We start from the raw sequence: 22,043 nt of genomic DNA on the forward strand, positions 1-22,043 counted from the left end.
CAGACGGGAACGACACCGTTTCATACTAACGCATGGCGGAAACATGACCATACCGCATTTTACACCGATTGCGCCCGGTCAGGCCTGACATGCGAAGACAGGGCAGCGGCATTGCGTTGCTACATCTTTTGTTACATCTGGCGCCGCGCGATGATGCGGTGACAGAGACCGGAGTATGAACCATGAAGAAATTCGCCCTACTGCCTGCCGCAGCCCTGATGATGGGAACCGCGCTGGGTGTTGCCCATGCCGTCCCTTCCAACGGCCGTGCCGTCAACCGTGACTTCGCCAAGCTGTCGGCGGATGGCAGCCGTGCATTTGACGACATCGCCATGGCCCGTACCGCACTGGCCAATAACGACCCTGCCGGTGCGGCAAAGCTGCTGACCGACGCCAACAATGCCCTGACCCGCGCCAAGAGCGACAACAAGGTGTTCATGAAGGCGGAAGCCCAGCTGACCCCGCCCAGGAAGGCCCCGGCCGGCACGCCTGCGCCCTCCGCCGCGGCTTCCACCCAGCCTGTCGCGTGGCTGCCGGTTGATGGCGAATATATCGTGACCGAGGACCTTGAGCCCACATCCACCAAGGGTTCGGCCGTGGCGTCCGCCAATACCAGCCTGAACAAGGGCCAGACCGCACAGGCGGCGCAGAACCTGCAGGTTGCGGCCGTGGATGTTGACTTCGTCCTGGCCATCGCCCCGCTCGACGCCAGCGCAGGCGATGTCTACCGTGCATCCAACCTGCTGGCAGGCAAGGACACCAAGGGCGCCGACAGCGCACTGCAGGAAGCACAGAACAGCATCCGCTTCGTATCCGAAGACATGGTCGGCTCCCCCGAAGGCCAGGGTAGCGGCAAGAAATCCGCTGCCCACTGATACGCAGTCGTTTCCGGTCGTTTTCATGCACTGCATGCTTACGTCATATGCCGCTTTCCGGTCAGGAAAGCGGCATTGCCTGCCTGACCGGCTACGGACAGCCTGCCTTACCGCTGCATATGTCGGCATGGCCTGCGCGGTCCTGTCGGCCCGGCCCGCACGGGCAGGTGGCGAAATCGAGCTGTGCCTGGAACAGCACGCAGTGGAAAACGCCTTTGTACAGGATACGCCAGCGCGTGGCCCGATCCATGTACCTGCGGGCACAGCGTTCAGCTATGCCGGGCATGCCTTCGGGCCTGCATCCGACCCGCTGGATCGTGCCCACGCCGCCCCGGACGGGGATGGATGGCGAAACGTCACACCAGCCGAAGAAGCGCGCCGTCGCCAGTTGCAGATGGAAGATATCGGGGGGGACGGCGATTATCACCGTCCGCAGGCGGCCCTCATGACCACAACGGCAACGACCCTGTCCCGTGCCCACCCCTGCGCGCACATTGGTGCGATGGCGCTGTTGTCCGATGACTGGACATGGACAATGGATACCATCCCGGACCGTCCCGACATGTATTTTCAGGTTTATGGCACGGTCACCAATGACCAGCTTGACCCGACATTCAACAATGATGCCGATCCATTCCAGTGGACTGCCGCGCATGGCGGCCTGAACGCAATCGTTACCCAGACCATTGACCAGTCACTGACCCTGCATTCAGGGAATTAGTATTACACGAATTTAAATAATATACTGCCTTATACTCCGACCGTCGCGAACCGTTCCATAACCTGCGCAACATGCCCATCCGGAATGTTGCATTCAGTTACCGGAAAGGCGGATGACCGAAGATGGTGGTATAACATAACATGCATGCTAAAGGTTGTTTTAACAGCCCTGTTGGCAGGCTGGACAATTCCTGGCAACCGATATGGGAAACTATGGAGAACGGGATGGCCCTTTACCAGTCCGCACAGTTTGTTGATACGTGGACCGATCCTGAATTCGACAAGATCCATCCCCCTCGTACCGTAGCACCCCATTCCGGCATTTATCGCTGTGTTGGCTGCGGCGTGGAAATTGCCGCAAGCGAGGGGCATCTCCTGCCCCCCGCCCATGCCCACCCGCACCGGCTGGGTACACGCGAAGCGTGGCAAATGGTGGTCTATGCCGACCACCGCCCCAAAATAGTGTGAAATATCACTGAACAGGTGCGGTACACGGATGTACCTTACCCTTTACCACCAGCCGCCACCCCATGGGCCGCCCCAGCCGCCACCCCAGCCCCACATGCCCCAGTTCCATGAAGCATCCTGGTACATATCGGCGGTCATCTGCTGCTGGTCCGCCAGGTTCTGGGCCTGCACATAGGACATGTACCGTCCATAGGCCGCCTGGTTACCGACATACAGGCAATTACATACCTTGGGGTCGGAATAGACATACAGCATGTGATCCCCGAACGATTTCTGAAGAAACCGGTTGGGGGGAAGTTTCTGCAGCATTTCCTGACGTTCCGGCGTGTTGGCGGGACGGGCGACAAACCCTGCCGCGGCCAGGCTGTTTTCCTTGTCCACAATCTGGTCATGCACGCTTTCGCACGCAGTCAGGCCACCAGCCGCCGCAACCAGCAATGCGCCGCCAGTGTATAGGTTCCTGAACCTTTTCCTGTGTCCCATCGACATTCTGCCTGTTTCCATCCTGTTAATTCCCGCATCCTGTCCCATGCGCGAAACGGAATAAAGATGTGACAGAAAAAACATATGCATTATTCCGACCGACTTTGATTTATCTCATGTCCGGGGGTGGAACACCAATGCAATAACAGCAGGGCGATGGGGGCATCGCATATCGAATCATCACTTTAAAACTCAGGCAGGCTCACCATACGGTGGCCTGCCTTTTTTAATTACTACCAGATTCAACTGTTATCCATGACTTTTTTAAGGCACGAGGTGCCAGAAAGTCATCCAGCGACAGCCATGCCGCGGTCAGAAAACCGCTGCATGCGTCTTGGCCTGTTCAGGGGGCACTGCAAGCGGACTGCCTTCATCACGCAGGACGTAACCCTGTCCCCATACGGTGGAGATAAGCTGCCCTGCCCCTGCCATCTGCAGTTTTTTGCGCAGCTTGCAGATGAAGACGTCAATGATCTTCATTTCCGGTTCATCCATGCCGCCATACAGGTGATTAAGGAAGGCATCCTTGGTCAGCACCATGCCCTTGCGCAGCAGCAACAGCTCCAGGATCATGTATTCCTTGCCGGTCAGGTGTACATTCTGGCCATGGACCGTGACTTCCCGGCTGTCCAGACTCAGCTCAAGCTCCCCCGCGCGCAGCGTTGGTTCACTATACCCCTTTGATCGCCGGATGACCGCCTGCATCCGTGCGGTCAGTTCCATGGATTCATAGGGACGTGTCACATAATCATCCGCACCGATGGAAAATGCCTTCACCTTGGCCATGGCGGTCCGTTCTTCCGACAGGACCAGCACCGGGGTGGGTACACGTGCGGCCCGGCTGATGCGCAGGACTTCATACCCATCCAAATCAGGAAGCCGGACATCAATAACAGCAAGATCGTAATTGTACGATTTCAGCATGCCCAGCGCATCATGCCCCGTATCGACATGATCGACTGTAAATCCACCTTTTTCCATATGCCGGGTGGTCTCTTCGGCTTTTCGTGCAACAGGCTCAACAAGCAGGATCCGCATATCGACCATCCAGTAGATATTTTACAACAAAACCACCTATAAGTGCATTGTAAATTTAGGACAACCTAAAGTTGATAATATATTACTCTCCTGTTATGACGATTATGAATTAATACCATTCGCTTTATTAATTAAATATTAATATCCCCACATCGTCATTCCAGCCGTATGGTCCAGTGGCCCAGCCCCCGCACCATAACCGGGAGCCCCGGCAATCGCCTGCTGCACATAGGCACGTGCCCGTACTACCGCATCACGCAGGGGCATGCCCTGCCCCAGGCCGGTTGCAATCGCACTGGCCAGCGTACAACCGGTTCCGTGCGTATGGCGGGTATGGATGCGCCGGGTCACGAATTCTTCCGCTACGCCGCCACGTTCCAGCAGCACATCCACCAGTTCATCCCCTTCCATATGCCCACCCTTGAGCAATACGGCACGCGGTCCCAGAACCAGCAGGTCGTATGCTGCGGCAATCATTTCCGCCCGGTTCCCGATCCGTCGTTCCAGCAGGGCCTCGGCTTCCGGCAGGTTGGGGGTCAGGACGGATGCAAGCGGCAACAGCCGCGATTTCAGGGTAGACAGCGCACTGTCCTGCAATAACGCCGCCCCCCCCTTCGCCACCATGACCGGGTCAAGGACGTAGGGAATATCAGCGGAGGTCATCAGTACACTGGCGATGGCTTCGATCGCTTCGGGACGATCCAGCATGCCGCTCTTGAACGCATCCACGCCCAGGTCATCCATGACGCAGCGCATCTGCGCGATTATGAAAGCGGGCGATACCGGCATCACTTCCTGCACACCCAAGGTATTCTGCGCGGTCAGCGCCGTCACGGCGGTCATGGCGAAACCACCCAGCATGGTGACGGTCTTGATATCCGCCTGGATACCGGCTCCGCCCCCGCTATCGCTGCCTGCCATGATAAGGATACGCCCACGCATGGATCAGCCCGCCATCTGGATCGCGTTGATTGCGTCGCACATATCCTCGACCACTTCTTTCACCAGCACTTCATCTTCCGCTTCCGCCATCACGCGCACCAGCGGTTCCGTCCCGCTTTCACGCAGCAGCAGCCGGCCGCGTTCCCCCAGGCGTTTTTCCGCGGCCTTGCGCGCTTCGTGCACCTGCGGGTCCTGCAGCGGGCTTTTTCCGGCAAAGCGGACATTCTGCAAAAGCTGGGGATAGGGTTTGAACATGCGGCAGACCGCACTGGCGGGACGGCCGGATTCAACCACTTCCGCCAGTACCTGCAGGGCGGCGATCAGCCCGTCGCCCGTCGTGGCGAAATCGGACAGAACCATGTGCCCTGACTGCTCGCCACCGATATTAGCGCCGAGTTCACGCATCTTTTCGACCACGTAACGGTCACCCACCGCCGTGCGGACCAGTTCCAGCCCCTGTGTTTCCAGATAACGCTCCAGCCCCATGTTGGACATGACGGTCGCCACGATATACCGGCTGGACAGTCGTCCCTGCCGCGCCCATGACTTGGAAATCAGGGCAAGGATCTGATCACCATCGATCAGACGGCCCTTTTCATCGGAAATCAGTACCCGGTCGGCATCCCCATCAAGGGCTATGCCGATATCCGCGCGGTGCCGCAGCACGGCGGCACACAGGGCTTCGGGCCGGGTTGAGCCACAGCCTTCGTTGATGTTGATGCCATCGGGGTCACACCCGATCCGCACAACCTCTGCCCCCAGTTCCCACAATGCCGTAGGTGCCACACGGTAGGCCGCGCCATTGGCGCAGTCGATCACGATACGCAGTCCGTCCAGCCGCAGCCCGCGCGGGAACGATGATTTGGCGTTTTCCACATACCGTCCCGCCGCGTCATTCAGACGGGATGCGCGACCGATCTGGTCCGGGGCCGCCAGCATGTGGGTCAGGTCGGAACCCATCGCCGCCTCGATCCCGGCTTCCGTCTCATCCGACAGCTTGAAACCATCCGGGCCGAACAGCTTGATGCCGTTATCACCATACGGGTTATGCGACGCCGAGATCATGACCCCCAGATCCGCGCGCAGCGAACGGGTCAGCATGGCAATGGCAGGTGTGGGCATTGGTCCCACCAGCGTCACATCCATGCCCGCCGACAGGAAACCCGACACCAGCGCACATTCGATCATGTACCCCGACAGGCGCGTATCCTTGCCCAGCAGTACGCTATGGCGATGCGTCCCCTGAATGAAGCGAAGGCCGGCAGCCTGTCCCAGCTTCTGTGCCACTTCGACCGTCATGGGAAAACGGTTGGCGGTGCCCCGAATTCCATCAGTACCGAACAGCTTTCTTGTTTTTACCATTACTGGGGATCTCCGGATGCATTCAGGTCGTACACCGACCTACCTTACCTGTCAGTGACGATCCAGCCCTTGGCAGACCCGCATGGCCTGCATCATGGCCGTAACGTTATGAACGCGCAGCACGGTGCCTGCAAAAACCAGTCCCGGCAGGCTGGCGGCAATGGTGGCCGGATCACGACGGGCCGCATCCGGCTGGTCACAGATTTCACCCAGCATGCGCTTGCGTGAAACGCCCAGCACCACCCGACAGCCCAGATTGGCCAGCAACGGCAGGCGGGCAAGCAGGTCCAGATTGCCCTCCACCGTCTTGGCAAAACCGATACCGGGATCAACCAGTATGCGCGTCCTGTCGATACCGGCGGCCACCGCTTCGTCCACCCGCTGCGACAGTTCACGCACTACATCCACCGCAATATCATCGTAGGCCGTATGGTCACGCATGGTTGCAGGCGTGCCGCGCATGTGCATGAGCATGACCGGGCAGCCATGCCGCGCTACCACGCCACGCGCCGCCGGATCATATGTCAGGGCCGAGACATCATTGATGATATTGGCCCCTGCCCCCAGCGCACGGTCCATGACCATGCCCTGTCGCGTATCAATGGACAGGAGCAGGTCATCAAGGACAGTGCATTCCCGCACCGCATGGATAACCGGCCCGATACGCCGCCATTCTTCTTCCGCGGTCACCGGCGGGGCACCGGGACGGGTGCTTTCGCCGCCAATATCAACAATCCGGCATCCGGCCGCATACATCGCCTGTATGGATTCCAGCGCGGGGGCAACGCAGTAATGCCGTCCCCCATCGCTGAAACTGTCGGGGGTGACATTGATGATTCCCATTACCTGCGGGCCGGACGGCAGACCGGCATCAGGAAATCCCGTGCTGACCCTGTCCACAACCCCCGCCCATTGTGCAGGAATGGCGCGAACCGGAAAGATATGTCCGTCTTTCCCTCCACCCCACAGGCGCGCCAGCGTATAGGCGGACGCCCCCCCCGCCAGCCAGCGGGCCAGACCAGCCGCCACGGCCTGCCGGGCGGCTTGCCCATGCAGCAGGGCAAGGGGTTCAATCAGCCAGTCGTTCATGATCATCCTGTCAATGCGGGTATCCGGGAAAGCATTTTTCGGAAACCGGTTTATCCCAAGAATGGTTCCGACGGCTTCGGACAATGCCGCCTTTATTAAAAAAAGGCGGCACCCAAAAACTTTTATTACTTTCCTATCAAGGGATTATTTCAAACAATTCCTTATGCTTCAGATACAAACATGGCGGGGCAGCCATGGGCCACCCCGCCATCTTCTTCCGTCCAGATCAAATGTCCTAGCCAGCCGGCGCCGCGCCGACTCCACCGCCACCTTCCGGCGCGGGCAGCGGCGCCACCGGGGCGGAAGGGGCCGAAGGCGGCACGGACGGACGCCGGTTTTCCGGCATCGGGTCATCCACCACCACGCGCTCGATCTTCTCGCCACGCAGTACCTGCCGGATTTCCTCACCCGTCAGGGTTTCATATTCCAGCAGGGCGCTACCCAGACGGTGCAGCTGGTCAATATGTTCCAGCAGCAGGCTACGGGCACGATCGTATGCGGCGTCGATCAGCTTGCGGACCTCATTATCGATCTCGCGGGCTGTTTCCTCGGACACGTTCTTGTTCTGCGTGACACTGTGACCAAGGAACACTTCCTGTCCGTTACCGCCATAGGCCACCATGCCCAGCTTTTCGCTCATGCCCCATTCGGTCACCATGCGGCGGGCCACGTCGGTCGCCATCTTGATGTCGCCTGAAGCGCCGGTAGATACATTGTCCGGGCCAAAGATGATTTCCTCAGCCGCACGTCCACCCATGGCCAGCGTCAGCTTGCCGATACACCATGACCTGCTTTCGGAATAACGGTCTTTTTCCGGCAGGCTCATCACCATGCCCAGCGCACGCCCACGCGGAATGATGGTCGCCTTGTGAACCGGGTCGGAACCGGGGGTGAGGATACCTACCAGCGCATGACCACCTTCATGATAGGCGGTCATCTTCTTTTCGTCCTCGGTCATGACCAGGGACCGGCGCTCGGCCCCCATCATCACCTTGTCCTTGGCATTCTCGAATTCCAGCATGGCGACAGTACGCTTGCCAAGCCGGGCCGCCATAAGGGCCGCTTCATTGACAAGGTTGGCCAGATCCGCGCCAGAGAAGCCGGGCGTGCCACGGGCAATGACCTTGGGATCCACATCGGATGCCAGCGGTACCTTGCGCATATGGACACGCAGGATCTTTTCGCGGCCTGCCACATCGGGGTTGGGCACCACGACCTGACGGTCAAAACGGCCGGGACGCAGCAGGGCGGGGTCCAGCACGTCGGGACGGTTGGTCGCAGCAATCAGGATCACGCCCTCATTGCTGTCAAACCCGTCCATCTCGACCAGCATCTGGTTCAGGGTCTGCTCGCGCTCGTCATTCCCGCCGCCAAGGCCCGCGCCACGGTGGCGGCCGACAGCGTCGATTTCGTCAATGAAGATGATGCAGGGCGCAGCCTTCTTGCCCTGTTCGAACATGTCACGGACACGCGACGCCCCCACACCCACGAACATTTCCACGAAGTCGGAACCGGAAATGGTGAAGAACGGCACGTTCGCCTCACCCGCGATGGCGCGGGCCAGCAGCGTCTTACCGGTGCCGGGAGGACCGACCAGCAGCACGCCCTTCGGGATCTTGCCACCCAGGCGGGTGAATTTCTGCGGATCACGCAGAAAGTCGACGATTTCCTGCAGTTCGCCCTTGGCTTCATCAATGCCGGCCACGTCGTCAAACGTTACGCGGCCCTGCTTTTCGGTCAGCATCCGCGCACGCGACTTGCCAAATCCCATGGCGCGCCCGCCACCGGACTGCATCTGGCGCATGATGAAGATCCAAGCACCCACCATAAGCAGCAGCGGCGCATAGTTGATGAGGTAACGCAGGAAGGGGTTCGTGTCGCTTTCCAGCGGTTTGGCCGCGACCTCCACCCCCTTGTCCGTCAGGCGGGAAATCAGGGTCGGGTCCTGCGGCGCGTACGTGTCGAACGAGGTGCCATCCGTCAACGTGCCGGTAATATTATGTTCCTGCACCACGACAGACCGGACATGTCCGCTGTTCACGTCTCCGATGAAATCGGAATACGCCAGTTGCTGCGATGCGTGCTGCACGCTTCCCGGCTGGAAAACGTTAAACAGCAGCAGCAACAGGACGATGATGATAACCCACAGGGCCAGGTTGCGGCCGAAATTGTTCATCTTGCCTACTGTTCCATGCGCTGGCCCCTTCGCCATCACCCCACGCGGGCAGACGAACAGACGCCACGTTCACTACGTCCTAACATACATAGGACGATCAAGGGACATTCACACCCCCAATCCGCCACCTTTTATGACAATGGATCAGAAGGTCCGTCATCGGGAGCACAAAACATGGCTCCGGGCAGCACGGGATGGGGTGGCTGGTTCACAAAAACTGCATCGGCCACGCAATCCTGCGTGCACAGCCCCATATGCGGAACGGCCATTACCCGCCCATCATGCCACAGCGCGGGCAGCGTGCGCAACACGCGCGCGGGCCAGATGGAACGCGACCGGCCGGCAGGCCACCATGACGCCACGGCCCCAGCTGCCCCCATGGTCCACCCCGGCATCACGGCGTGCGTCCGCAGCACGAAGCGCCGATCCCATATAATGCCCGCGCGGGCAGGTATGGGGGGCGCAAGCGCCGATTCCTCACGCGCGATGATCCACTGCCCATCACGCCACGGAATGATGGCCGCACCCGCCAGGGTTGCGGGCCGGGGCGTATGGGCCAGTCTTTCGACAGCCTCGCGCCCCGGCGGATAATCCCGTCCCCCAATCACGCCGATCAGGGCAGACAGCAGTCGTGCGGACGCCAGCCCCGCCGGCAGCACCACCCAGCCCCCGCAATGGAACCGCGCATGGGCCGCAAGCCACCGCGCATCCGCCGCATCACGCGCCATACGCCCTGCCCCTGCGTGCCGGGCCCCGGCCAGCAACTGCGCGGCGTGCACCCCATCATGCGCCAGCGCCTGCCGCGCACGCGCCCGTTCCGTACGCAGGTCATGGTTTGACGGGTCTTCCACCCATGCCACCCCTGCCGCGCGGACAGTGGCATACAGGGCAGACTTGGGAATTCCCAGCAAGGGCCTGACAAGCCGCACATCGGTTACAGGAATCTCAGCCGCCATGGCCGCCAGTCCGTCATTCCCACTGGCGGCGCGCCTGCGCATCATGACCGTTTCAGCCTGATCCCCCGCATGATGGGCCACCAGCAGGTCCAGCGCCCCGATTTCGCGACAGGCGGCAAAAAGGGCCTGATAGCGCATGCGCCGGGCACGTTCCGCCATGCGGGGGCCGCGCACCAGCCCCGTCAGGGACAGCAGGAGACCGGGGATGCCAAGCGTGGACAGCCGGGCCAGGGTCTGCACGGCTTCGGATCGGGATTCGGCACGCAGGCCATGATCGACCACCAGCGCAACCACATCACGCCGCCATTGCCGCGCAAGAATGGCCAGCGCCATGCTGTCCGCCCCCCCCGATACGGCAACCGCAACTGGCACGCCCTGACCCGGCCATGGGCCAAGGGCCACCATCATGGCAGAAAAATGCGACGGATTAACCGCTTCAGCCGAAAGCACCAGCGCCCTGCCGCAGGTCAGCTACACTTGGCGCGCTTACGATAAACCTGTTCGGCGGATTTGATACGGGCGGCGGGTTCAGGAAACTCACTGGACAGCTTGTCCAGCGCCTGACAGGCCGACGCCCTGTCATTCAGCGCCACAAGCGTCGCTGCCACTCCCAGCAGGGCGCTGGGTGCGCGCTGGCCGTGCGGCGCACGGTTATAGGCGTCATAATAGGCCAGCGCCGACTGACGATACTGTTTCTGCCCCGCCAGTGACTGGGCCAGAAGATACTGGGCATCCACCTGTCGGGGCGATTTGGGACCGGACAGAACCTGCTGTGCATCAGCCTGCGCCGTGGCGTAATCCTGTTTCAGCAGCGCGTCATTTCCGGCTTTCAGCACTTCGTCAGGCGTGCGCTTGGCAGATGCAGCGGCCGGGGCCGCAGCCGCTGCGGTGGCAGGCGGGGCAACGGTACTGGCACCTGCGCCGCCATGGCCATGCTGCATGGCGAAGTTCATGTCCTCGATCTGCTTGTTCATGGTTGCGTTCTGCTGCTGGACCTGATTGGTCAACTGGTCGATCTGACCGCGCATTTCCCGCGTCTGGTCTTCCAGCGCATTGACGCGGTCAAGCAGCTGCAGGGTCAGATTGCCGCTATTGTCAGCAGCCTGCGCCAGCCCCATGCCCACCAGCGAGACCCCACCGGCCAGCACGCCCACCCTGCCCCACCGTCGGCACAGGGCGGGGACCGAAAGGAAACATGACATCACAGACTGCATGGACCAAACCCTTTGAAACACAAGACATGCATACCTAAAACAAAACCGGCCGAGCGATAAGCGCCCGGCCGGTTCCATAACTGTCACGCCATAAAAAGCGTGGGCAGAAACTTACTGTACCGCCGTGATGGCGTTACGGTTCTGGGCCCAGGACGCTTCGTCATCGCCAACAGCGGTCGGACGGTCCTTGCCATAGGAAATGGTGGTGATGCGCGATGCATCGACACCCTTTGCCACCAGATAGTCATGCGCCGCGTTGGCACGACGTTCACCCAGCGCGATGTTGTATTCTTCCGTGCCACGATCATCGCAGTTACCAGCGATCTGCACGTGCACCTGCGGGTACTTGGCCAGCCAGGCTGCCTGCTTGTCCAGCGTTGCCTTCGCATCGCTCGACAGCGTGTTCTGGTTCAGCGCGAACAGCACGCGGTCACCAGCGGTTGCAACCAGGTCAGCCTCGCTGCCCGGGGCCGGGCCGACCTGCTGCGTGGCGGCGCCCGTGTTCACGTTCTTGTTCGCATGATCGGAACAGGCAGCGAGAAAAAGGGCCATGCCGGCCGCACCGAGAAGCTTCAGTTTCATTACTTTTGATCCTGGATCGGTTTCATTGCTTGAAACCATTTGTTGAATTTCCGGATTTAAATATAGAACGGTCCCGAGTCTCGTTGCGCCCTGCCAAACAAACTGTCCAAACAGAAACTCGCGATCGCTGGAAACCGCCGCTAGCATAGAGATAAAATCCGGCCACAGTCAATGTTGGACAAACACATACCCGCCATTTGTTAAATGATTAGGTAGCGGAATATTATCTGCCCAACACATTGAAAGAATTACTTGTTCAGCGGCGACCATGTCGGATCGGACGCACTGCCCGCCGGCAGGGCCCGTTCATGGAAGCCGGTAATATCAATTGTATTGATACCTGTTGCAAATCCGGCACCATTGCTGCCTGCCGAACTCTGGCGACAGAAGGCCAGCACACGGCCATTGGGGCAGAAAGTCGGGCTTTCCACCGTAAAGCCCTGCGTCAGGATCCGCTCCCCCGTTCCGTCGGGGGCCATGACCCCCAGCGAGAAACTGCCATTGGCAATACGTGAAAACGCGATCAGGTCGCCACGCGGGGACCAGACCGGGGATCCATAATGCCCGTGGCCATAGGAAATCCGCTTCGCGTCGCCGCCCGCAGCACTCATGATATAAAGCTGCGGAGAGCCGCCACGATCGGAGTTGAATACGATCTGCGACCCATCGGGGCTATAGGACGGGCTGGTGTCAATCGCACCGGAGGACGTAAGCTGCCGCCGCGCCATCGTGGCCAGGTCCACGGTATAGATATCCGACCCGCCACCACGCGTGACCGACAGGACCACGGAACGTCCATCCGGGGCGAAACGGGGCGCAAAGGAAATACCTGAAAAATCACCCAGCAGTCTCTGCTGTCCGGTATTCAGGTTGAACAGGTAAACACGCGGCCTATAGTTGGCATACGACATGAATGCCAGCTCACTATTTGCCGGATTGAAACGCGGCGTCAGCGTCAGCCACTGCCCGTTGGTCAGGTAACGGCTGTCCGCCCCGTCCTGATCCATGATGGCCAGCCGGGTGGTCTGGCGCGCGCGCGGGCCGGAACGGGCGATATAGGCAATGCGGGAATTGAAATATCCCTGCTCACCCAGCAGGCGGCCATAGATCACATCAGCAATCACATGCGCGATGCGACGCCAGTCCTGGGCAGATGCGGTATAGGCCGTGCCCTGGATCTGCTTGCCGGTCACGACATCCCACAGGCGGAATTCCACCCGCAGGCTGCCGCCCTGGTCCATGACCCTGCCGGTCATGGCTGCGCGTGCGCCCATGGACTTGTAGCTGCCGAAATCAGGCGTGCCCTGCGGCATGCTGGCGCTGATGGGACGGAACAGGCCACAATTTCCCAGATCAGCGGAAATGACATCCGTGATCTGCTGCGCCACACCACTGCCCAGCGAAGGCAGGACAATGGGAATGGGTGCCGTGCGGGCCTGGTCCACCGTGATTTCGGCATCGCCCGCCTGCGCGTGGGCGACACCCGCGGCAAACAGCGGCGTGGCCATAAGGCCCCCGGCCACACCAGCCCCCATGAAACCGCGACGGCCAAAGGCCGCGGCCAGCCGATCGGCATCATCATCGGGAATCAATGGCTTTACGCTTGACGTCATTTTCCTCTCCTCGCCTTCGTCCACTTTATCTCAGGGACGGAATACGAATTTCAGTTGCCTGGTCTGGCCCAGAAGGTTCTGCGGAATGGGCAGTTTGGCACAGGTGGGGCTTAGCACCGCATCACGCGCACGTTCCGCCAGCGCGCGGTAGGACGGGTCCGACGCCATCTGCGCCTGTGTCTGGGGAGCAAATTCCACCAGCCGCGCCGTGCCCGTTTCATCCACTGTCACAACCAGATGCGCCACGAACTGGGCATAATTACGCGCGGCCGTATCTTCCGAATAACAGCGCCGCACGGAATTGCCGATTGCCTTCTGCTGCGTTGCGTTCAGCGCGCTGGTGATATCCCCATCCGGTGTTCCGCCGCCATCTGGCGCGCCTCCCTGCTGCGGGTTGGGCCGCGCCTTGGGCGGATGGGTCTGCTTCTGGTCCGCGCGGAACGCATCCAGCGTCGCCAGCAGGGAATGCGTATCAGGCACGTGCTTCTTCGCCTCATTGGGCTGCGTCGTGCTTGACTTCTCCTGCACCTTGGGCGCGGCCGTCGGGTCCGGCTGGGCCGAAGGGGGCACCGGGGCATGGGCCTGTGCCGGGGCAGCCTTGGCCGGCGTGGGCGGCAGCTTTACCGCATCGGGCGAGGGCTGCTGTTCACGCGGGGGCGTTGGCGCGTCGGGTACCGGCCTGGGCGCCTGCTGCGGCGGTGGCATGGGGGGCGGAGGCGGAGGCGGCGGGGCCGCTTCCTCATTGGGTGCTTTTTCCGGTGGGGTGGGCGCAGGGGGCGCATCCTGCCTGACCGGCGCGGGCGCCGGGGCGGGCCTGGGTGCTGGCTTGTCACCCTTGTGCGGGGTGGACGTACCGGTATCGGCTGCGAATTCCATCTCGATCGTGGGTGGCGGCGGCGGTTCCCTGGGAACCGGCACCGGCATCCGCAGCAGCACGGCCAGCAGCAGTGCGACATGCAGCCCGCCCGACACAATGACGGAACGCCGCATGAGGACACGTTCGGAACGACGCGGTGGCACCACGATCAGACGGCTCCCGGTATCAGGTTCAGCTTAATGGCCACCGGGCGGCTGCTGTGCCAGCAGAGCCACGTGCGTAAAGCCACCTGCCGTGATCTGGCCCATGATCTGCATCACACGGCCATAATCGATATGGGAATCCCCGCGCACGAAAATGCGGTGTTCACGGTCATTCTGGGCCGCCGCCTTCAACTGGTCGACCAGCTGGTCCGGCGAGACGGGATCATCCCCCAGATACAGGTCGCCATTGGACCGGATAGAGACGGTAATCGGCTTGGTGTCCGTATTGACCGGGGCCGCGTCCGTCTTGGGCAGGTCCACGTTCACGCCACTGGTCATCATTGGTGCCGTCACCATGAAGATGATGAGCAGCACCAGCATCACGTCAACCAGAGGGGTGACGTTGATTTCCGCCATGGGCCGCCGCTTGCGCCGGCGTCCACGCAGGTCGCTCAGGCTTGCCCCCATGGTCACGCACCCCTTTCTTCGGACTGACGCGACAGGATGGCGGCGAATTCGGTGCCGAAGGCGTCCAGCCGGTCTTCGAACACGCCCATGCTGTTGCTGATCACGTTATAGGCGATCACCGCAGGAATGGCCGTGACAAGGCCGATGGCGGTTGCAAACAGGGCTTCGGAAATACCGGGGGCCACGACGGACAGGTTGGTGTTGTGCATCGCCGCGATCGACCCGAAGGCATGCATGATGCCCCAGACCGTGCCGAACAGGCCGATGAACGGTGCCACCGGTCCGATGGTGGCGAGGAAGATGACCCACCGGTTCAGGCGGTCCATTTCACGCGTAATGGTGATGGCCATGGCGCGGTTGACACGATCCTGCACCCCACCATGCACCAGGTCGATGCCGGTAATGCGCGATGAACGCCGCCATTCCCCCATGGCCGCACCGAATACGGCGGCCATCGGGTGGACCGGCTTGGCGCCATCGGATTCGTACAGGTCATCAAGGCTGCCACCGGCCCAGAAGCGTTCCTCAAAATCATTCGCCTGCCGGTTGATCCGGCGGACAGTCGTGAATTTGTCGAAAATGATTGCCCACACAATCACACTGCAGGTCACCAGGCCAATCATTACCAGCTTAACGACAATCGATGCGTGCATGAACAACGCCCACATCGACAGATCACCCGCTGCAGCGCCCAGATTCGCCGCGTTAACCGCTTGGTCCAAATATACCTCCTGCCCACCTTGACCGTTCGCACAAACACGAAACTTGCCCCTTTAGCAAGTCGCGGCCAACCCGCTTTCCGCACAGCCTTGCATCCCGGTCAACCCATGGCACGAAAAGCACATGCAGACTGCATGCCTCCGTCTGGCTCAGGCCACGAGTTCGCGTAACAGATCACGCCATCGCGGCGGAAATCGGGCAGCGCGCCCATCCTGTGCGCGAACGCAGGCCAGACGGACATCCAGCGATCCGCATCCCAGATCGCCAGCCCCATCCACGCGGTGGAAATCCTGCATGAGCCGACAGCTTGCCGCCCCGAGTTCGGTCAGGCGAGTCGTGATACGCACGATATCATCCAGCCGAAGCGGTGCACGGTAGTCGATGGCCGCATGCCGCACCACGAAGGCCAGCCCGTAATCGGCCAGCAGGTCGGACGCCGCCTGCCCCTGCGCGCGGATGGCTTCCGTGCGGGCGCGTTCCGCCAGCGCAAGATAGCGGGCGTGATAGACCACGCCACCCGCGTCCGTATCCTCATAATAGATACGGAAATCGATATTATGTTCCACCATCAGTCATCCCCCAGCAGGTCACCCTGTCCAGGCGTGCGGGCGGGGGGCTGCAGCCCAAGATGCCGCCAGCCCCGTTCGCCCAGCATGCGCCCGCGGCTTGTCCGTAGCACAAGCCCTTCCTGAATCAGGTAAGGCTCGATCACGTCCTCAAGTGTATCGCGTGCTTCGGCCAGGGCGGCCGCCAGCGTTTCCACGCCCACCGGACCGCCATGGTGATATTCGGCAATACGGCGCAGATAGCGGCGGTCCATGCCATCCAAGCCCATCGAATCGACTTCCAGACGCGACAGCGCAGCATCGGCCAGCGCCCGGTCAACCGGCCCGCTGCCCGCGCGCGCCACGGCGGCGAAATCTCTCACCCGGCGCAGCAGCCTGCCCGCGATGCGTGGCGTGCCACGCGAACGGCGGGCGATTTCCTCCGCCCCTTCCGGTGTAAGGTCGAATTCCAGCTTGCGCGCGCCACGGGTCACGATCTGGCACAGTTCTTCAGGCGTGTAGAACACCAGCCGCAGCGGAATGCCAAACCGGTCACGCAGCGGGGTCGCCAGCAGACCCGCGCGCGTAGTGGCGGCCACCAGCGTAAAGGGGGCAAGATCAATCCGCACCGAGCGCGCGGCAGGCCCTTCCCCAATAATCAGATCAAGCTGGAAATCCTCCATCGCCGGGTACAGCACTTCCTCGATGGACGGGTGCAGGCGGTGGATTTCGTCAATGAACAGCACGTCGCGCGGCTGCAGGTTGGTCAGGATCGCGGCCAGATCCCCAGCGCGCTGGATCACCGGCCCCGATGTCGCGCGGAAGCCCACGCCCAGTTCACGCGCCACGATCTGCGCCAGTGTGGTCTTGCCCAGTCCCGGCGGCCCGTGCAGCAGCACATGGTCCAGCGCATCGCCACGCTGCCGCGCGGCAGCGATGAAAATGGCCAGATTCTCACGGCTGGCCTTCTGGCCGGTAAAATCGTCAAGCGTCTGGGGGCGGAGCGAACCTTCGTTGCCGTCTTCCTCGCCCCGGCGGGCGTCGATCTCACGCTCGGGCTGTTCGCTCATCGGGCCAGCTCCTTCAGCGCGTCACGGATCACGACATCCAGGTCGGCACTGCCTTCCAGCCGGTCAATCACGCGTTCCACTACTGGCTGCGCTTCTGCCCGGCGGAAGCCAAGGCCGGATAGCGCCAGCAACGCATCCGCCGCGATGCTGCGCTGCGTCGGCACGGTAATGGTCACGCCCGGCACCACACTGCCCACCGGTGCGCCCGTGGGCATGCCTTCACATTTGTCACGCAGTTCGGTCACGATGCGCTGGGCCAGGCGCGCGCCTACGCCGCCCGCACGGGTCAGCATGGCCTTGTCCCCTCCGCCAATGGCCACCATCAGGTCAGGCGGCGGCAGGACGGACAGGATAGCCAGCGCCACCTTGGCCCCCACTCCCTGCACGGTGGTCAGCAGGCGGAACCATGACCGCTCCGACGCCTCGGCAAAACCGTAAAGCAGGATGGCGTCTTCGCGCACCACGGTTTCCACCAGCACGCACGCCAGTTCCGGTGGCTGTGGCAGAACGGCCAGCGTGCGGCTGGACGCCTGTACCAGATAGCCGACGCCATTTACGTCAATCACGCAACGATCCGCCTCCACCTGCGCCAGCAGGCCACGCAGTTGCGCGATCATGCCATCCTCGTCGCGTTGGCGATGTGGGCTGCGCTGGCGCGATGGTGCGCGTGGCAGATGGCGACCGCCAGCGCATCCGCGGCATCCGCGCGCTTCAGCAGGGCCGTGGGCAGGATACGACGGACCATCATGCTGACCTGCTCCTTTGTCGCGGCCCCGGTGCCAACCACGGCGCGCTTGACCGTTTTCGCCCCGTATTCGGATACGGGAATGTCCAGCAGCATCGGCACCAGCAGCCCAACGCCACGGGCGTAACCCAGCTTCAGCGTCGCGGCCCCGTTGCGGTTGACATAGGTTTCCTCGACCGCGGCTTCATCCGGGGCGAAGTTACGGGCCAGTTCCAGCAGCGCATCATGCAGGTGACGCAGGCGCTCGGGCACGCTCCATGCCGAATCGGTGGCGATCACACCATCGGCCACGTGGCTCAGCCGGTTACCCTGCGCCGTCACGACCCCCCAACCGGTAAACCGCAGGCCGGGATCAATGCCAAGGATGCGGACCACCGGCCGGGTCAGGCCGACAGCTTTTCGGCCACGTCGTCCGGCACGTCGAAATTGGCGTACACCGCCTGCACGTCGTCATGGTCTTCCAGCGTGTCGATCAGCTTGAACACGCTGCGCGCCCTGTCTTCATCCAGTTCAACCGTGTTGGACGGCCGCCAGTCCAGCTTGGCCGAAGCGGGTTCGCCAAAGCGGGTTTCCAGCGCGTCACGCACGGCAAAAAAAGATTCGACCGGGCAGGTCACTTCATGCACGCCGTCCACGGTCTCGACATTCTCGGCCCCGGCTTCAAGCCCGGTTTCGATCAGGTCATCCTCGCTGGCCGCATCAAGCGGATAGGTAATCACACCAAGGCGAGTGAACATGAAGGACACCGAATTCGTCTCCCCCAGTGAACCGCCATGCTTGGAAAACGCAGCCCGCACGTCGGACGCCGTGCGGTTGCGGTTATCCGTCAGTCCTTCCACGATCACGGCCACACCGGCGGGGCCATACCCTTCGTAACGGACTTCGGTGTAGTCATCACCGCCGCCAGCACCCGATGCCTTCTTGATCGCGCGCTCAACCGTGTCCTTGGGCATGTTGACTTCACGCGCGGCCGAAATCGCGGCGCGCAGGCGCGGGTTCATGGCCGGGTCGGGCATGCCCTCACGCGTGGCCACGGTGATTTCACGAATGACCTTGGCAAACTGCTTGGCCCGCTTGGCGTCCTGCGCGCCCTTGCGATGCATGATGTTCTTGAATTGGGAATGACCCGCCATCGTTCGTCCCTGATCCTGTTTCGTCTATCGTTCTTGGCTGTCCGCACCGGGACGGCTGGTCAGACCAGCCGCCCGTGGCAGTGCTTGTATTTCTTGCCTGACCCGCAGGGGCAGGGCGAATTACGTGAGACCTCGCCCCAGCTGGACGGGTCATCAGGCATGACCGCAGCCCCGCCAATGGGTGTCGCCATGGACGGGTCCGGCTGGCTGCCCGTCGCGTCGGGCATAAGCCCCGGTCCCGGCTCGTTCTCCAGCCCCGGCACCTCCGGGTCGGAATGGATTTCGGCGACACCGGCAAACGGGTTGTCGATCGGCGGCGGTGCCATTTCCACCCGCGCCATGGTTGACGTCACGCGCACCCGCAGGTGGTCAAGCATGGCATGGAACAGCTCAAACGCCTCGTGCTTGAACTCGTTCAGCGGGTCCTTCTGGCCATAGGCGCGCAGGCCGATGCCCTGCCGCAGCTGGTCCAGCGCCAGCAGATGTTCCTTCCATACCGCGTCAAACGTGGTCAACAGCACCTGTTTTTCCACATAGCGCATGACGGACGGTCCGAAATTGGCGGCCCGGCTGGCCTGTGACTGGGCGGCCGCCTGCTCGATCCGTTCGGCGACGACCGTGGCGTCCACGCCGTCTTCCTTCGCCCATTCCGCGATTGGCAGGGTCAGGTTCAGCGTGGTCTGCACATCCTGCGCCAGTTCATCCTTCAGCCACTGTTCGGCAAAGGATTTTTCGGGAATGCGACGGGCCACCATGTCATGGATCACGTCTTCACGCATTTCGGTGATGATGGGGGAGACATCCTCCGCCGCCATGTATTCCCGGCGCTGGGCATAGACTTCCTTGCGCTGGTCATTCATCACGTCATCATATTTGAGCGTGTTCTTCCGCATGTCGAAGTTACGGGCCTCGACCTTCTTCTGCGCACGCTCAAGGGCCTTGTTGATCCAGGGATGGACGATCGCCTCCCCTTCCTTCAGGCCCAGCTTCTGCAGCATGTTGCCCATGCGGTCGGTACCGAAGATGCGCATGAGGTCATCTTCAAGCGAGATGAAGAAGCGCGAATTGCCCGGATCGCCCTGACGACCCGCGCGCCCACGCAGCTGGTTGTCGATACGGCGGCTTTCGTGCCGCTCGGTGCCGATGACATACAGGCCACCCGCCTTGCGCACGATATCGTGATCGCGGGCCACCGTCTCACGCAGTTCCTGCTCGCGCAGGGCGCGTTCGTCCGGATCCTCGATTCCGGCAAGGCGCTGATGGATCAGCATGTCCACATTGCCGCCCAGCTTGATGTCCGTGCCGCGCCCGGCCATGTTGGTCGCAATCGTGATCGCGCCCGGCGCCCCGGCCTGCGCCACGATCTCGGCCTCGAGTTCATGGAAACGGGCGTTCAGCACGTTATGCTTGATGCCATGCTGGCGCAGCAGGGACGAGAGGTATTCGCTCTTCTCGATCGAGGTGGTGCCCACCAGCACCGGCTGGCCGGATGTATTGCTGATATCCTTGATAAGGCTCGCGACCGCCTCGTATTTCTCCCGTGCGGTCAGGTAGACCTCGTCATCATCGTCCTTGCGCGCGACGGGCAGGTTTGTCGGGATCTCGATTACGTCGAGCTTGTAGATATCCGCGAATTCCTCGGCTTCCGTCATGGCCGTGCCGGTCATGCCGGACAGGCGGGGATACATGCGGAAGTAGTTCTGGAACGTGATCGAGGCCAGGGTCTGGTTTTCCTGCTGGACCTCGACATGTTCCTTGGCTTCCAGCGCCTGGTGCAGGCCATCCGAATACCGGCGGCCTTCCATCATGCGGCCGGTGAACTCATCAATGATGACCACCTTGCCACCGCGCACGATGTAATCGACATCACGGGTGAACAGCGTATGCGCGCGCAGAGACTGCTGGACGTGGTGGATCACCGCCACGTTCTGGCTGTCATACAGGCCGCCTTCGTGCAGGACGCCAGCACCGCGCAGCAGCTCCTCCACCTGTTCCGCGCCCTTTTCGGTCAGGATGACGGAGCGGAATTTCTCGTCCTTCTCATACGCCTCCGGGTCAGCCACCAGGGCGACCATCACTTCGTCCACCGCACGGTACAGGTCGGAACTGTCCTCGGCAGGGCCGGAGATGATGAGGGGGGTGCGCGCCTCATCGATCAGGATCGAGTCGACTTCATCGACAATGGCATGGTGAAAGGGCCGCTGGACCATGTCTTCCACGCGGTACTTCATGTTGTCGCGCAGATAGTCGAAGCCAAATTCGTTGTTGGTGCCGTAGGTTATGTCGGCACGGTAGGCGGCGCGGCGCTCGTCCTCGGGCATGTTGGGCACGACCACGCCCACGCTCAGCCCAAGGAATTCGTACAGCCTGCCCATCTGGTCTGCGTCGCGGCTGGCCAGGTAGTCGTTGACGGTCACGACATGCACGCCTTTACCCGCCAGCGCGCTGAGATAGACGGCAAGGGTCGCGACGAGGGTCTTTCCCTCACCGGTGCGCATTTCCGCAATCTTGCCATCATGCAGGACCATGCCACCAATCAGCTGCACATCGAAATGCCGCATGCCCAGCACACGCTTCGAGGCCTCGCGGCAGACGGCGAAGGCTTCGGGCAGCAGGGCATCCAGCGTTTCACCTTTGGCAAGGCGTTCACGGAATTCGGGCGTCTTGGCGGCAAGGGCGGCATCGTCCAGCGTCTGGACCTGGGCTTCCAGCGCGTTGATCGCGGGCACGCGCCGCTGGTACGATTTCAGCGCCCGGTCATTGGCGGTTCCGAACAGGGCGCGGGCAATACTGGCGAACATGAAGACCTTCCCGGAATGGCATT

General features: G+C 61.8%; 22 protein-coding genes. 3 read left to right on the plus strand and 19 right to left on the minus strand.

Annotation, left to right across the window (positions count from 1 at the left end):
• The first annotated feature begins 182 nt into the window (after nucleotides 1-182).
• The 3 genes from MSKU9_RS09080 (at nucleotide 183) to MSKU9_RS09090 (ending at nucleotide 2,063) form a co-directional block, all read left to right on the plus strand.
• Entirely contained in the window at nucleotides 183-875 is a 693-nt protein-coding gene (locus MSKU9_RS09080) for a YfdX family protein (RefSeq protein WP_141261073.1), read from the plus strand.
• Between the two features lie 127 nt (nucleotides 876-1,002).
• Nucleotides 1,003-1,596, plus strand: a complete 594-nt coding sequence (locus MSKU9_RS09085) for a hypothetical protein (RefSeq protein WP_141261075.1) — start codon at nucleotides 1,003-1,005, stop codon at nucleotides 1,594-1,596.
• Between the two features lie 224 nt (nucleotides 1,597-1,820).
• Nucleotides 1,821-2,063, plus strand: coding sequence for a hypothetical protein (locus MSKU9_RS09090; protein WP_193557671.1), 243 nt, complete (start codon nucleotides 1,821-1,823; stop codon nucleotides 2,061-2,063).
• A 42-nt stretch (nucleotides 2,064-2,105) separates the two neighbouring features.
• Here MSKU9_RS09090 and MSKU9_RS09095 read toward each other — a convergent pair whose 3' ends face one another.
• The 19 genes from MSKU9_RS09095 to secA form a co-directional block, all read right to left on the minus strand.
• Nucleotides 2,106-2,552, minus strand: a complete 447-nt coding sequence (locus MSKU9_RS09095) for a hypothetical protein (RefSeq protein WP_227000993.1) — start codon at nucleotides 2,550-2,552, stop codon at nucleotides 2,106-2,108.
• Nucleotides 2,553-2,858: 306 nt separating this feature from the next.
• On the minus strand, nucleotides 2,859-3,584 hold the full coding sequence (locus MSKU9_RS09100; RefSeq protein ID WP_141261079.1) for a response regulator transcription factor: 726 nt from the start codon (nucleotides 3,582-3,584) through the stop codon (nucleotides 2,859-2,861).
• A 138-nt stretch (nucleotides 3,585-3,722) separates the two neighbouring features.
• Entirely contained in the window at nucleotides 3,723-4,526 is an 804-nt protein-coding gene (thiD, locus tag MSKU9_RS09105; RefSeq protein ID WP_141261081.1) for a bifunctional hydroxymethylpyrimidine kinase/phosphomethylpyrimidine kinase, read from the minus strand.
• Nucleotides 4,527-4,529: 3 nt separating this feature from the next.
• Nucleotides 4,530-5,888: a phosphoglucosamine mutase gene (gene glmM, locus MSKU9_RS09110; protein ID WP_141261083.1), complete on the minus strand. Its 1,359-nt coding sequence runs from the start codon at nucleotides 5,886-5,888 to the stop codon at nucleotides 4,530-4,532.
• A gap of 51 nt (nucleotides 5,889-5,939) precedes the next feature.
• Complete coding sequence (folP, locus tag MSKU9_RS09115) at nucleotides 5,940-6,977, minus strand: dihydropteroate synthase (protein WP_154670673.1); 1,038 nt, start codon at nucleotides 6,975-6,977, stop codon at nucleotides 5,940-5,942.
• A gap of 235 nt (nucleotides 6,978-7,212) precedes the next feature.
• A complete protein-coding gene (gene ftsH, locus MSKU9_RS09120; RefSeq protein ID WP_141261087.1) occupies nucleotides 7,213-9,153 on the minus strand; it encodes an ATP-dependent zinc metalloprotease FtsH in 1,941 nt (646 codons plus the stop codon).
• A 131-nt stretch (nucleotides 9,154-9,284) separates the two neighbouring features.
• Nucleotides 9,285-10,559: a tRNA lysidine(34) synthetase TilS gene (gene tilS, locus MSKU9_RS09125; RefSeq protein ID WP_141261089.1), complete on the minus strand. Its 1,275-nt coding sequence runs from the start codon at nucleotides 10,557-10,559 to the stop codon at nucleotides 9,285-9,287.
• Between the two features lie 17 nt (nucleotides 10,560-10,576).
• Nucleotides 10,577-11,323 carry a tol-pal system YbgF family protein gene (locus tag MSKU9_RS09130; protein ID WP_141261091.1) on the minus strand — a complete coding sequence of 249 codons (747 nt, stop codon included), beginning with the start codon at nucleotides 11,321-11,323 and terminating at the stop codon, nucleotides 10,577-10,579.
• Nucleotides 11,324-11,434: 111 nt separating this feature from the next.
• Nucleotides 11,435-11,905: a peptidoglycan-associated lipoprotein Pal gene (gene pal / locus MSKU9_RS09135; RefSeq protein WP_141261093.1), complete on the minus strand. Its 471-nt coding sequence runs from the start codon at nucleotides 11,903-11,905 to the stop codon at nucleotides 11,435-11,437.
• A gap of 248 nt (nucleotides 11,906-12,153) precedes the next feature.
• Nucleotides 12,154-13,518, minus strand: a complete 1,365-nt coding sequence (tolB, locus tag MSKU9_RS09140; RefSeq protein WP_141261095.1) for a Tol-Pal system beta propeller repeat protein TolB — start codon at nucleotides 13,516-13,518, stop codon at nucleotides 12,154-12,156.
• 30 nt (nucleotides 13,519-13,548) lie between these two features.
• A complete protein-coding gene (locus MSKU9_RS09145) occupies nucleotides 13,549-14,541 on the minus strand; it encodes an energy transducer TonB (protein ID WP_141261097.1) in 993 nt (330 codons plus the stop codon).
• A gap of 30 nt (nucleotides 14,542-14,571) precedes the next feature.
• Nucleotides 14,572-15,006, minus strand: a complete 435-nt coding sequence (tolR, locus tag MSKU9_RS09150) for a protein TolR (protein ID WP_010515144.1) — start codon at nucleotides 15,004-15,006, stop codon at nucleotides 14,572-14,574.
• Between the two features lie 2 nt (nucleotides 15,007-15,008).
• On the minus strand, nucleotides 15,009-15,674 hold the full coding sequence (gene tolQ, locus MSKU9_RS09155; protein WP_141261204.1) for a protein TolQ: 666 nt from the start codon (nucleotides 15,672-15,674) through the stop codon (nucleotides 15,009-15,011).
• A 201-nt stretch (nucleotides 15,675-15,875) separates the two neighbouring features.
• Complete coding sequence (locus MSKU9_RS09160; RefSeq protein WP_141261098.1) at nucleotides 15,876-16,295, minus strand: YbgC/FadM family acyl-CoA thioesterase; 420 nt, start codon at nucleotides 16,293-16,295, stop codon at nucleotides 15,876-15,878.
• A complete protein-coding gene (gene ruvB / locus MSKU9_RS09165; RefSeq protein ID WP_141261100.1) occupies nucleotides 16,295-17,341 on the minus strand; it encodes a Holliday junction branch migration DNA helicase RuvB in 1,047 nt (348 codons plus the stop codon). Before ruvB ends, MSKU9_RS09160 begins: the two co-directional genes overlap by 1 nt.
• The gene (gene ruvA, locus MSKU9_RS09170; protein ID WP_141261102.1) at nucleotides 17,338-17,958 is read right to left on the minus strand and encodes a Holliday junction branch migration protein RuvA; all 621 of its coding nucleotides are present in this window, start codon (nucleotides 17,956-17,958) and stop codon (nucleotides 17,338-17,340) included. The genes ruvB and ruvA overlap by 4 nt, the downstream gene beginning before the upstream one ends.
• Nucleotides 17,955-18,461, minus strand: a complete 507-nt coding sequence (gene ruvC, locus MSKU9_RS09175) for a crossover junction endodeoxyribonuclease RuvC (RefSeq protein WP_141261104.1) — start codon at nucleotides 18,459-18,461, stop codon at nucleotides 17,955-17,957. The genes ruvA and ruvC overlap by 4 nt, the downstream gene beginning before the upstream one ends.
• A gap of 8 nt (nucleotides 18,462-18,469) precedes the next feature.
• Nucleotides 18,470-19,219, minus strand: coding sequence for a YebC/PmpR family DNA-binding transcriptional regulator (locus MSKU9_RS09180; RefSeq protein ID WP_141261106.1), 750 nt, complete (start codon nucleotides 19,217-19,219; stop codon nucleotides 18,470-18,472).
• A 59-nt stretch (nucleotides 19,220-19,278) separates the two neighbouring features.
• Entirely contained in the window at nucleotides 19,279-22,020 is a 2,742-nt protein-coding gene (secA, locus tag MSKU9_RS09185) for a preprotein translocase subunit SecA (RefSeq protein WP_141261108.1), read from the minus strand.
• Nucleotides 22,021-22,043: the final 23 nt, after the last annotated feature.

The organism is Komagataeibacter diospyri (assembly GCF_006538165.1).
GTDB lineage: Bacteria > Pseudomonadota > Alphaproteobacteria > Acetobacterales > Acetobacteraceae > Komagataeibacter > Komagataeibacter diospyri.

What these genes read in the sequence shown, in the direction of transcription:
- MSKU9_RS09080 (WP_141261073.1), top strand. Translation starts at nt 183, where the DNA reads ATGAAGAAATTCGCCCTACTGCCTGCCGCAGCCCTGATGATGGGAACC.
- MSKU9_RS09085 (WP_141261075.1), top strand. Translation starts at nt 1,003, where the DNA reads ATGGCCTGCGCGGTCCTGTCGGCCCGGCCCGCACGGGCAGGTGGCGAA.
- MSKU9_RS09090 (WP_193557671.1), top strand. Translation starts at nt 1,821, where the DNA reads ATGGCCCTTTACCAGTCCGCACAGTTTGTTGATACGTGGACCGATCCT.
- MSKU9_RS09095 (WP_227000993.1), bottom strand. Translation starts at nt 2,552, where the DNA reads ATGTCGATGGGACACAGGAAAAGGTTCAGGAACCTATACACTGGCGGC.
- MSKU9_RS09100 (WP_141261079.1), bottom strand. Translation starts at nt 3,584, where the DNA reads ATGCGGATCCTGCTTGTTGAGCCTGTTGCACGAAAAGCCGAAGAGACC.
- thiD (WP_141261081.1), bottom strand. Translation starts at nt 4,526, where the DNA reads ATGCGTGGGCGTATCCTTATCATGGCAGGCAGCGATAGCGGGGGCGGA.
- glmM (WP_141261083.1), bottom strand. Translation starts at nt 5,888, where the DNA reads ATGGTAAAAACAAGAAAGCTGTTCGGTACTGATGGAATTCGGGGCACC.
- folP (WP_154670673.1), bottom strand. Translation starts at nt 6,977, where the DNA reads ATGAACGACTGGCTGATTGAACCCCTTGCCCTGCTGCATGGGCAAGCC.
- ftsH (WP_141261087.1), bottom strand. Translation starts at nt 9,153, where the DNA reads ATGAACAATTTCGGCCGCAACCTGGCCCTGTGGGTTATCATCATCGTC.
- MSKU9_RS09130 (WP_141261091.1), bottom strand. Translation starts at nt 11,323, where the DNA reads ATGCAGTCTGTGATGTCATGTTTCCTTTCGGTCCCCGCCCTGTGCCGA.
- pal (WP_141261093.1), bottom strand. Translation starts at nt 11,905, where the DNA reads ATGAAACTGAAGCTTCTCGGTGCGGCCGGCATGGCCCTTTTTCTCGCT.
- tolB (WP_141261095.1), bottom strand. Translation starts at nt 13,518, where the DNA reads ATGACGTCAAGCGTAAAGCCATTGATTCCCGATGATGATGCCGATCGG.
- tolR (WP_010515144.1), bottom strand. Translation starts at nt 15,006, where the DNA reads ATGGGGGCAAGCCTGAGCGACCTGCGTGGACGCCGGCGCAAGCGGCGG.
- tolQ (WP_141261204.1), bottom strand. Translation starts at nt 15,674, where the DNA reads ATGTGGGCGTTGTTCATGCACGCATCGATTGTCGTTAAGCTGGTAATG.
- MSKU9_RS09160 (WP_141261098.1), bottom strand. Translation starts at nt 16,295, where the DNA reads ATGGTGGAACATAATATCGATTTCCGTATCTATTATGAGGATACGGAC.
- ruvB (WP_141261100.1), bottom strand. Translation starts at nt 17,341, where the DNA reads ATGAGCGAACAGCCCGAGCGTGAGATCGACGCCCGCCGGGGCGAGGAA.
- ruvA (WP_141261102.1), bottom strand. Translation starts at nt 17,958, where the DNA reads ATGATCGCGCAACTGCGTGGCCTGCTGGCGCAGGTGGAGGCGGATCGT.
- MSKU9_RS09180 (WP_141261106.1), bottom strand. Translation starts at nt 19,219, where the DNA reads ATGGCGGGTCATTCCCAATTCAAGAACATCATGCATCGCAAGGGCGCG.
- secA (WP_141261108.1), bottom strand. Translation starts at nt 22,020, where the DNA reads ATGTTCGCCAGTATTGCCCGCGCCCTGTTCGGAACCGCCAATGACCGG.